General features: G+C 34.8%; 6 protein-coding genes. 1 reads left to right on the top strand and 5 read right to left on the bottom strand.

Features of this window, described 5'->3' with window-relative positions:
* Nucleotides 1-6: 6 nt before the first annotated feature.
* From B3L86_RS03275 to B3L86_RS03265, 3 genes are all read right to left on the bottom strand, one after another.
* Nucleotides 7-900, bottom strand: coding sequence for a succinate dehydrogenase cytochrome b subunit (locus tag B3L86_RS03275; protein ID WP_291114988.1), 894 nt, complete (start codon nucleotides 898-900; stop codon nucleotides 7-9).
* Nucleotides 901-1,202: 302 nt separating this feature from the next.
* On the bottom strand, nucleotides 1,203-2,072 hold the full coding sequence (locus B3L86_RS03270) for a ChaN family lipoprotein (RefSeq protein WP_291114986.1): 870 nt from the start codon (nucleotides 2,070-2,072) through the stop codon (nucleotides 1,203-1,205).
* Nucleotides 2,073-2,088: 16 nt separating this feature from the next.
* Nucleotides 2,089-4,944, bottom strand: coding sequence for a VPS10 domain-containing protein (locus tag B3L86_RS03265; protein WP_291114984.1), 2,856 nt, complete (start codon nucleotides 4,942-4,944; stop codon nucleotides 2,089-2,091).
* Nucleotides 4,945-5,058: 114 nt separating this feature from the next.
* Between B3L86_RS03265 and B3L86_RS03260 the strand changes: the two genes are divergently transcribed.
* Complete coding sequence (locus B3L86_RS03260) at nucleotides 5,059-6,351, top strand: aminopeptidase P family protein (RefSeq protein WP_291114982.1); 1,293 nt, start codon at nucleotides 5,059-5,061, stop codon at nucleotides 6,349-6,351.
* Between the two features lie 318 nt (nucleotides 6,352-6,669).
* Here the strand turns inward: B3L86_RS03260 and B3L86_RS03255 are convergent, their stop codons facing one another.
* Nucleotides 6,670-8,430: a hypothetical protein gene (locus B3L86_RS03255; RefSeq protein ID WP_291114980.1), complete on the bottom strand. Its 1,761-nt coding sequence runs from the start codon at nucleotides 8,428-8,430 to the stop codon at nucleotides 6,670-6,672.
* Entirely contained in the window at nucleotides 8,420-11,872 is a 3,453-nt protein-coding gene (locus tag B3L86_RS03250; RefSeq protein WP_291114978.1) for a toxin-antitoxin system YwqK family antitoxin, read from the bottom strand. The genes B3L86_RS03255 and B3L86_RS03250 overlap by 11 nt, the downstream gene beginning before the upstream one ends.
* Between the last annotated feature and the right edge of the window lie 265 nt (nucleotides 11,873-12,137).

Below are 12,137 nucleotides of genomic sequence, written 5' to 3'. Positions count from 1 at the left end.
TGTTGATTATTTAGTAAAATGAATGTATAAAGGAATAATAGCAAATAAAAACGGAACTAAAACCGCAAATGCTTTTCCAATAAAATGAATCGTTGGCGTCCATTTTGGGCTATTTGCTCCCAAGGATTGAAAAGCACTTTGGAAACCGTGCCATAAATGAAACCCTAAAACAGCCATGGATAACACATAGAAAATGGTAAAAAACAAACCTTCGTTTGGAATTACTCCAAAAAGTTTTTCTTTACTTTTGAAAAAATCCATTGTGATTTTGTGTAAGTCTTTATACAATTCTCCAACCTTAACATTTGCATTAACATTGTATATATCTGTTCCATTTCTAACTTCTAGTTGTTTTGGAATTACTCCATCCATTGGAGCAGGCTCGTCTGGCAATTTAACTTGATCAACAGGATAAAACTGTCCTATGCTTCTACCAACATAATAATCTGCTTTCATACCGGGAGCTGGTTCAATAGGTTGAATCATCAAAGGCATTTTTTTGTCAAAATGCATTTTTGCCCAAAAGTTTGTCATGTGTGTGGCAATAAAAATTAACACCAAAGTTCCCAAAACGGCCATGTTTCTGGAAGAGAAACTACTGTTTGCTTTGGGATTAGTTTTTGCATAACCAACCGGTCGTGCTTTTCTGTTTTGAATGGTTAACAGAAATCCATCAATAACGTGAAAAAGGATGGAAATGTAGGTAACATAAGATAGAATTTTTACCGCAGGATTAGTGGTCATAAACAATGCATATTCATTGAATTGCAAAGGAGTTCCGAAAATAAGTTGAAGATTTCCGGCCAAATGACCTACTAAAAACAAGCATAAAAATAAACCCGTAAGAGCCATCCAATACTTTTTTGCAATGGAAGACTTCAAAAGTGCCGATTTTGCCATAATGTTTGTGTAAAATAAATTTTTAAAAATTGCACACAAATTTACAGCTATTTGGAAATAACTACAACCTTTTCGTTCTAATTTAAAGTGATTTTAAAGAAGGATTAACAAGTGTTTAGATTTTAAAATGGGTTTTTGTAAAAATCTATACAAAAAAAAGAACCATTTGTAGGGCCTTAAAAACTAGTAATTCTTTTAAAATTAATGAATTGGCAGCAAAAATAGAACTTGTAACGCACTAGTGTTGCAACTAAAAAAAGTAGCTCCATTTAAAACCAGTTTTGCATTGATTAAACTAAATTTTAATAGGTCTTAGTCACATCCTCATCAATAACAAGAATAAAGTCAGCTTTATTGTGGTTTTCTTTTTCAAGCTTGGTAATATCTTTTTGTGTAACCGTTGAAATCGTTACAAGTTGTAAACTTGGGTTTTCTCGTTTTAAATACCAATAGATCCCTTCAAAATTATCACTATGATACGTACCGTGATAATGTATAAAAAGCGAATTGCTTTTTAAATTTTGTATAATAAAATGAGCCATAGTGGCATCTTTTATGGCCTGAGCTTTTGGCATTTTTTCTCCGGCATGACCGCCCATCATTTCCAACATATTTTGATAACCCGGCAAATTGATGTCAAATGCAATGGGCAAAGGAGCTATCCATGTTTTCTCTTCGTCGGTCAATGGGTCAAGAGCTGCAAAATCATTCTTAAAAACCATACTGGCATAACGTCTGGGAATGTTAGTTGCTACAAACGGAATTTTTTGCTCCTTAGCAAAATCAACCAAAGGTTTGTAATCTGTTTTATAATTGGACCAAAGTCGGGCCAAAGTATCAAATGCTTTTTGATTTATTTCACCTTGCAAATACTGATTCAACTGTTTTTGATTATCGGCTTCTATCATTTCGGCACCTAAAACCAAAGCTTTCTTTTCCGACAAGTCTTTGGTGATTTCCAATTGTAACCAATGTACCACAGAATTATCATGGTATTCGCCAAACAACAAAACCTCTGTCTTTGTAGCTGCTTTTAATAACTTTTCATAGGTGGTCTTTTTGCCGTTTTTATCAAATAATTGATATGGCATTTTGTTTTGACCTACTACATTGGTAAAACAACTTAAGGTTAAAAATAAAAGTACTATTCTGAGTCTGTTATAGCTTTTCATGGGTTATAGGTTCTAATTATCTTGGTGTTCGTTCATTTTTTTTAACTTCAAAAGGAATGGTTTGTGAAACGGCACCTTGTGTCATTTTAATGGTATAATTTCCGGGAATCAAATAGATAGCATCGTTTTTAGCTGCTTTAAGTTTTACATCTTTTACTTTTTTCTGCCATTTTTCTTTTCCGGTTGTTGAAACTGTAGCTTGATAATTCCATGTGTTCAATCCCTCTTGGGCTTGAATTTTTTCCTCATAAACAGGAATTCCTAAGTCATTTAAAACAGCAACAACAACTTCTCCTTTATTTTTGGCATAGTAATCAACTTTTACGTTAGGCACATTTCCGGGAAACCATTTTGTCCAACTGCTCCCCCAATTTTCAGAATGTCTTATAGATGTTGTTTCAAACACTTTTAAATCTTGATTTAGGATGTCATCGTTTAGCTGTTGAATGCTTTTCAAATTGGTTTTATAAATAGAACGCCCGTGGGTGCCAACAATTAAATCTTTTGTTTCTTTTTGTATCACGGCATCATGCACGGCAACATTGGGCAATCCATTCATAAAAAGTTGCCATGAAGCACCTTGATTAAATGAAATATAAAAACCGTTATCTGTTCCCAAATAAATGATTTTTGGATTATCAGAATCCTCCAAAATTACATTAATCGGTGAGGTTGGAATGCCTGCTGCGATAGATTTCCAAGTTTGTCCGTAATTTTCGGAAACATAAACATATGAAGTAAAATCATCCCATCTGTAACCGTTTAATGTTACATAAACGCGTTCTTTTTGATGGGCAGAGGCTACCACTCTTGAAACCCAAAGGTCTTTTGGAAAACTGTCTGAAATTTTTTGCCACGTGGCTCCGGCGTCTTTGGAAACATGCACCAATCCGTCATCGCTTCCCGTATAAAGTAAACCAAATTGAAACGGACTTTCGCTAAAGGTTGTAATGGTTCCATAGGCTACATTTCCTTCTTTTCCACCTTGTGTCAAATCGGGTGAAATGGCTGTCCAATCATCACCTTGATTGAACGAACGGTGAAGGTATTGTGATCCCATATATAAAATATCCTGGTTGTGACTTGACAATAAAATTGGGGTTTGCCAATTATATCGCAATGGCTTTTCGTCTTTTTTGGCACGAGGAGAAATGTATTTTTGGTTTTTAGTTGCTCTGTCAATTCTATAATAATTTCCAAATTGAAATCCGGTAAAAACAAGATTAGGATTACGTCTGTCAATCTGTGTTTGCATACCGTCACCTCCCATAATGCTTTCATATGGATATTTTCCTTCCTGATGCCATTCTGAACTGTAGCTGTAATTACTTGGTCCAACCCAAACGCCATTGTCTTGCATACCACCATAAACGTTATAAGGTGTTTGGTAGTCTACATTGACACTGTAAAATTGACTCACGTTGTGTGAATTACACTTAATCCAATTTTTACCATCATCATACGAAATATTCAAACCGCCATCGTTACCATTAATCAAATGCCCCGGTTTATTTGGATTTACCCAAACAACATGATGGTCTGCATGAACATTTTCTCTGTTGATAGAAACAAAGGTTTTTCCACCATCGTCAGATTTAATGATTGGAACACCGCCTATATAGATTCTATCTGAATTGGATGGGTCAACCGTAATTTTTGCAAAATAATAACCATACGAATAAAAGAAATCATCAATAAAATCCTGATGGGTTCTTTTCCATGTTTTTCCGCCGTCGGTTGATTTAAAAACTTCGGCTCCTATAACTTCGGTTTCAAACAAGGCTTTATTGGCATCCAACAAAAAACTTTTGGCTTCAGCCGGTTTCATATAATTATTGGAAACCAAATGTTTGATGTTTTCTGCTCTGTATTTTTCAGAATAGCCAAATGTTTTCAAATAATTATTAATTTCTTTGGATGGAATGGCCTCAAACACATCGCCGGGAACACTAAACATTTCAGGCAAAGTTGACTTTGCAGCCACTGTTGCAGGTCGTTTGAATTGGTTGTCGTGAACCGCATAAACCACATCGTTGTCAAAAGCCGCCAAACCTATCCTACCCAAGCCTTCACCATTTGGAAAACCACTTTCCGGAGTTGAAACTAATTCCCATGTAGAACCTGCATCTTCACTTTTATAAATGCCCGAAGTGGCACCATTCCCTAAAAAATTCCATGCTTTTCGATTTCTATGCCAAGCTGATGCATATTGAATGGCAAAGTTTTTTGGCGAAACCGTTATAGAAATTACCCCGGTTCCATCATCAATAAACAAGGTTTTTTTCCATGTTTTTCCGCCATCTGTTGTTTTGAAAACACCTCTTTCGTCATTTTTAGAATACAAATGACCAATAACTCCGATTACCACTTGATCTGGATTTGACGGGTTTATTACAATCTTACCAATGTGATGGCTGTCGTGCAATCCTACATTTTCCCAAGTTTTTCCTTGATCTTTTGATTTTAAAATTCCGATTCCGGCATAAGAGGAGCGTGATGAATTGTTTTCTCCGGTACCAACCCAAATGGTGCCGCTTTTCCAATCTACAGCAATGCAACCAATGTTTTGAGTTGGAGCATTGTCCATAATTGGTGTAAAACTCATCCCGTTGTTATTGGTGTGCCAAACACCACCGGAGGCATAGCCCACATAAAATTCAGTGGGATCCAAAGGATTTACTGCAACATCCACCACTCTACCACTCATTACAGTTGGTCCAACACTTTCAAAAGTTAGATTTTTAACCAATGATTTTTCAGCTAAACTACTTTTTTGCTGTAATGCAGTTGCAACTTTTTCTGGCGACGTAGCTTGTTGAGACCATCCCAATTGGATTGCCAAAAGCATAAAAATGGAATACTTTTTTCTCATTATTTTGAAGATAAAGAATTGGAAATTTAAAAATATGAAATTTTATCCTGCAATTTACATTTAAATTTTTTTTAAACTTAGTACTTTTGAGAAATATTCAAATCGTTAGCATTTATGAAATACCACCAAATTGATCAAAATTTATTCATAAAAAACAGAGCTAAATTCGTGGCTTCCATGAAACCAAACAGTGTGGCCGTGTTTAACTCCAATGATAATTATCCTGTCAGTGCAGATACAACTTTGCCTTTTGCCCAACACCGGGATATTTTATATTTAAGCGGTGTTGATCAGGAAGAAAGCATTTTATTGCTTTTTCCGGATGCTCCTTATGCCTATTTAAAAGAAATTTTGTTTTTAAGAGAAACCAACGAACATATTGCGGTTTGGGAAGGTGAAAAACTTACCAAACAAAGAGCTTTTGAAGTATCGGGCATTAAAACCGTTTATTGGTTAACTGATTTTCATAAGATTTTAAAAGAAGTAATGTCGTATGCCGATAGGATGTATATCAACACCAACGAACATTATCGTGCTTCCGTAGAAACAGAAACTCGCGAAGCCCGTTTTATCAAATGGTGGAAAGAAAACTATCCGGCTCACAAAGTAGAAAAAAGCAATCCGATTTTACAACGGCTGCGTTCGATTAAAGAAAGTGAAGAACTTGATTTGTTGCAAAAAGCCTGTGATTTAACCGAAAAAGGTTTCCGCAGAGTACTGTCTTTTGTGAAACCCAACGTAATGGAATATGAAATTGAAGCCGAATTTGCTCATGAATTCATTAGAAATCGTTCAAAAGGTTTTGCCTATACGCCAATTATTGCTTCAGGAAATAATGCGAATGTGTTGCATTACATCGAGAACAACCAACAATGCAAAGAAGGCGATTTGATTTTGTTAGATGTAGGTGCAGAATATGCCAATTATTCGAGTGATATGACTCGAATAATTCCCGTTTCTGGAAAGTTTTCTCCACGACAAAAAGAAGTCTACAATGCGGTGTTGCGAGTGAAAAATGAAGCTACTAAACTATTGGTTCCCGGAACACTTTGGAAAGAATACCATCTGGAAGTAGGCAAAATCATGACTTCGGAATTGTTAAGCTTAGGCCTTATTGATACTGCCGATGTGCAAAATGAAAATCCGGAATGGCCGGCTTACAAAAAATATTTCATGCATGGCACCTCGCATCATTTGGGATTAGACACACACGATTACGGATTATTACATGAGCCGATGCAAGCCAATATGGTTTTTACAGTTGAACCCGGCATTTATATCCCAAAAGAAGGTTTTGGCATTCGATTGGAAGATGATGTGGTGATTCAAAAAAGTGGCGAACCGTTTAATTTGATGCGAAATATTCCGATTGAAGTGGAGGAGATTGAATCTTTAATGAATGCTTAAATTGGTTTAAGAGTTTAAATATTAATAAGTTTAAAGGCGACTCACAGGAAAGTGGGTCGTTTTTCTTAAACACAGATTGGATTATAATTTAGTTCTAATTTTCACAACCTTATCATTATTAAATACTAACTTTATTTCTTTTTTTTAAAAGCATTTACAAAAATGTCGCTTAACTTAAACTGTAATTTCTATTTGCACATCCAAAGAAAGCATGTAACTATTTATTATTTATTTGTTTATGACTATTTTGAAAAATCAATGCAACACTAGTAATTGATTTTTTCTTCAAATTTCCAAACTGTTTGTTAAACCAACTACTTAAAACCCTTCCCTAGTAATCAATTCTTCAATTTTGACGGTGTCATAACTGGAATTCAATTTTGTGACTTTATAAGGAATTGGAGCTCCATCTTCATAAAACCATTGCATTTCATTTTTCTGAATAGCATATTCAAATACCCTATAATGAGTCAAAAACTGTTGGTCGTTGTAATCAAAATAGTAATGGTATCGGTCATTATCAAAATGAGCTTCTCGCAACAAACCATTGGCATCTCGACCGATTTGGGCTTGGCTAGAAATATATTTTTGTGATTGAACACCTATCACATCGCCGTTTGAATTTAAAAGATAACAAATATGGTCTGTGCAAAATTTGTCTTTATATAACGAAACATGTGCAATGGTTCTGTTCACTTCTCCAAAAATTTGATGCGAAAATGAATAAACAGCATTTTGATTGTAAAAATAATGCGTGTCTGTGATTTCCTGACTTTCACTCGTGCGTTTACGTAATAAATTACCTTTGGCATCATACTGAAATTGGGTTGTTCGATCTTTTTGTGCTCTGAGTTTTACAGTCGTTGAAATCAAATTTTGTTTCGCATCATAATCGTAAAACGTTTTGGAATACGTTTTGTCTTGATCATCAAAAGTTTCCTGCCACAACACTTTTTGGTTGCCATCAAATTGATATACATTCCTGTTCATTTGCTTTCTTTCGCCATTTTTAAAGACCTGAAAACTCGTTTGTTGTAATTGTTTGATTTTCTGTTTTTGATTAGAATTTTGATGTTTCATCAAATCAAGCAAATTAGGTTCAGATTTAATACTGAAAAACTTAGAAATCACAAAATTGGGTTCGTTCCAGTTTTGAAATTCATTTCTAACCACAGGAATTTGTGCAATAAAAGACAATTCCGGAATCCACTTGAGATATGGAAGTGCTTCATGATATGGAATGAAAAAGGTTAATCCTCTTCCTTGGATGGTTTCTGTTGTGGACGCATAATCTTGAATTTGTATCAAAATCCCATGATGTATCCATAAAAAATCTGCATCTTTCAATTGAATTTTATGATAGACATTACCTTGATTTTCCAGGGGTTTCGAAACAGGTCTTTTCTCAAGTTCCTCGTTATAATCATCCAAATCTTCTAGATTAAGATTTTTAGATGCCAACAGAAATTGTTCATTGAATTGTTGGAACGCTTTATCTTCAATGCTTTTGATTTGTGATTCACTAGGTTTTCTGTCCATCTTGACTAATGTAGCCGTTGTTAAATCACCCCAATAGTAATCTTTAACTTCAATTTGTTTGACTTCGCGTGAAGCAATGTCGAATTCATATGAAAACTGATAACAAACTTTTTGACCCACGATTGAAACCACTTCAATTTCAATACGTGATAGCTTTGGATTCAATTTACTTAAATTATCTTCATAATAGCGACTGTTTCTGCTATTGACCACTTTGTTCAATACTTCTAATTTGTCCAATGCTTTTTGAAGCAAAATTCTATATTTGAGTTCATCTTCAAGGGAATTAATACAAGTTTCAAATACTTTTTGATTTAGTGTAGGATATAACTCTAGCGATTGATTTTTAAAACTATATTGCGTTATTTCAATGGTTCCTTGCAAATATTTTTTCTCAGAAGTATGCTTTTTGACATAATTATTGAAATCATAAGATTTGTTGTATAACATATCCCAAAGACTTTGCGTATGACCCAAGTGCATCGTCAAGAATAAAACGACCACTAAAAATTTTGTTGGTAATTTGAATTTATTCTGCATAAAATTGAAATATCAAATGGTTTTGTTTTTCATCATGAATGGTATGTAATCTACTGAATCCTTTTTTAATAAATTCTTTTTTCAAATTTTGTAAACTAAACTCGAATGTTTCCTTTTCAGATTGATAAACAAATAAATCTTCTGATTTTTTGGTTACTTTAAAAGTCAAATTTCCTGCCACCCAAAGACCTCCTGCTAATAATTCCGCATTGAAAATATCAAATTTGAGTTCTTTTCCCTTTTCTATAATTTGAAATGAAATAGTAGCCTCAGAACAATTCAAACCAAAGAAATCTTCTTTAGATTGGTTTTGAAAATTAGGATATTTTGAAGTGTAAAATTCATTATTTCTATAATTTTGACTGAAAAACAAAGGCTCTGCTACTTTAACTTCTACATTCAAAAAATCATTAATTCTTCCGGTGGTAGAACACGCATTAGGATTTTCACTAAAGTTGATGGCAATGGGTTCACTTCCTCTAAACTCAAGACTTTTAGTATCAAACAGAGCCGTAAAATTCGGATAGTCGGCATCTCTACTTTTGAGAGGGCTATTCAACAAACTGATGGCAATTCTCTGTGGATGAAACGTTGCCCGAGTTTCTTCTGGATTATTGAAAAAATAGCTGGCGGTCATGTCCATGATACTAATATAACCCGGCGTTTCGCACGGATTGAGTGTAATTCTCACTTGCTGATTGGCGGGCAAATCGAAAGAAAACTCTTTGAACATCAACAATTGCAAAGACGAAAACCCACTTTGATGTCCATTGCTGAATTGGTAATTTCTGAAAAAGATAGAACCGTAATTCAGTTGGCTGACTGGTTTCAAATATTCTGGTAAATGATAACGCAATTCATTGAAAGCAACCAACGCATCGACCGTTTGGGCAAATTTGATTTGATTTTTACTCAAACGATCATCCGAACAACCGCATTTTTGGGTTTTTGGTTTCACAATCGCTTTCCCTTTTTCATAGAAAATAGTTTCTGCGACGCCGTCTTTATATTGCACCCACTCCCCTTCTGGAATGTCATTTTCATAAAACCCCATCGCTCTCAAAGAACCATCAGCATAGTAAGCCAAATAATTTCCGTTGCGTTTGCTGTTGCGATAGGCCACACTGAATTCCAAATCGCCATTCGGAAAATAGCCCAAATACAAACTGTCTTGTTCGTTTTTATAATAAAAAGATTCCGTTTTGACTTGTTTAGAATTCGGATGATAATTTCTTCGTACTTTCCAATCGGGTTTTCCAGTCAGTAGAATGGTTTCTGAAACAGTCATCCCATTTGAATCATAATCAGCAGACAAACCTGAGTTTTCATCTCTAAAATATTTCAATTTTCCATTGTCATGAAATTCTTCGGTAAACCATCTTTTTCCGGTTTCATCATTTTTATAATTTCGGTTGGGCAAACCATTTTTTTGAAAATTAGCTTCCGTTTTCAAAAAACCGTTTCCATGAAAATCGCCTTTTCGAGTAATATTTTTACCTCCAAATTTTTCAAGAAAGTTACCTTTTTGAATGCCTCTTTCATAATATTTATATCCCAATGTGTCATTTTGAATCGGGTCAAAAATCACAAAATCGCCATCGGGCAAGTCGTCTGTAAAATGCCCTTTGAAAAACGGCTTACCATTCTTGTATTTCAGTTCATAAGTGCCATTTTTCAATCGGTCTGTCATCAATGGACTGTGAAACCAATCAGGATTCCATTGGTTGGACACTTTTTCAACTTGCGTTTTGGTGGCTGGCGGCGGATTGTTGTCAGGATTGTCTAAATAAATATGAGCTAAAGTGCCATCGCTGGCAAAATCGGCCATGGATGTGGTCAAGCTTTCAGCATCTTGGAAAATGGTTTTTCTCAATTTTTGATCGCTGTAAAAGTAAAAATGCACCGCCGCTTGGTTATAAAAAGAGGATGTTTTCAATGACAACAACGACCCATTTGGAAAATGATTCATTTCCATTAAATCCGGAATTTGCCAATAGACAATTTTATTTTTGTCATATCTGGTTTCTACAATCATCTTGTCTTTTAAGCCTAAAAATTTTTGGTAGGTCAGCTGACCCAGTGTGTCAAAATCTTTGGACCAACCAAAAATTCTATGTCTTGGTGTCGCTTCATTTTTTGGGATTTCATATTCCACAAATCGTTTTAATTTTCCATTGGGATAAAATTCTCGATAATCGCCATGAAAGTATCCCTCTTTTAAGGAAACAACCTCTTTTTTCTTTCCGTCATCATAGAAAGTTTCGCGAATGCCAATTTCCAAACCGTCTTTGAATTCCGATTTCAAAATGAGTACGCCGTTGATCCATCGGTATTCAAAACCATCTTTCACACTGGTTTTTTTACCATCAACAACGATGATTTTATGAAAAGTTTCATGGATTTTCAAACCATTTTTGTCATAATAGCGTTTGTATCCCGATTCCAAATGATCTTTGTAATTTCGCTCTTCTTGTATCGTGCCATCTTCATAAAAACGCTGCCATAAACCTTGCAGTTTGCCCATTTGATAGAATTCCATCATCTGAGGTTTTCCGTTTTTATGATAGGTTTCTTTCTTGCCTTCATTGACGTTTTTGAGTAAAGTATCGTTGACTGTAATTTGGTGATAGTAAGTTCCTTTGTTGGACAAAAAACCTTCTGGATGGTAACGCTCATAATAACCATGCATTTGATCATCTTTGTAATGAACAATCGATTCTAAATACGGTTGTTGGTGATGATACGCAATCCATTTACCTGTTTTTTTTCCGTTTTCATACGTTCCTTCGGATTGAAGGCTGCCATTTTCTTTATATGTGATGAATTTGCCATGAGACACCGACTGTTCTTTGCCGAGTTCAGATGTAATGATTTTGTAATTTCTCACATTTCTTTTTTTACCTTCGTTGGTAAATTCTTCAATTTTTCCCACCAATAGATTGTTATGATAAAAACCCTTTCTAGTAACAACCCCTTTCATGTTCGTTTCTTTGAACGGGCCATTCTTTTGGTTGTTTTTATATTGATGTTGCATTAATTTCGTGCCTTGACTGAAACTTTCAAAAAGCCCATGAAGTTCTGATTTTTTTGTGTCTGGATTCCACCAATACTCTTTCTTTTCTCTCAGTTTTCCTTGATTGTCATAGAGGGATTGCAATCCATGCAATTGGTCATTTTTGTACATAGATTTCTCGACCAACACTTCCTGATAACCATATTTTTCTTGCCAGCCGTCTTTGAGGTTATTTTTCAGGCGAATAACAGCTACTTTTTTCTTCTCGAAATTCAGAATAGTCAGTTCTTTGTTATTGCCGTTTTCCTTGACAATGGTGTCATTTTTATGCGACAATCGGCTGTGGACGGGTTGTGCTTGTGTGCTGAAAATAGCCAGCAAAAGTGCCAACATCGAGATTTTTGAAAAAAAGTAAAAAAAATTGTGCATGTATTCAGGTATTTTCTTATACTAAAGTTGGGCTGGTCCTGCCATCAATTGATAGCAGTTTCTAATTTTTTGTATTGTAAATATACAAAATCTATTCATGCTATTGTCTCGCAAGGAACAAACGACTGGAAAGTTGTACACTAAAACTAATAAATCTTTCATTATAAAACAGTCTAGCCATATAATTTTGCCATGCTAATTTTATGAGTAAACGTTTCATCTAAGGAGTAGGAAATAAAATTTGCTTTCATTTTTATAAACCAAT

The organism is Flavobacterium sp. UBA6135 (assembly GCF_002428305.1).
Classification (GTDB): Bacteria; Bacteroidota; Bacteroidia; order Flavobacteriales; family Flavobacteriaceae; genus Flavobacterium.
Note: the sequence above shows the minus strand (reverse complement) of the source record. Positions and strands in the feature narration are given on the sequence as shown.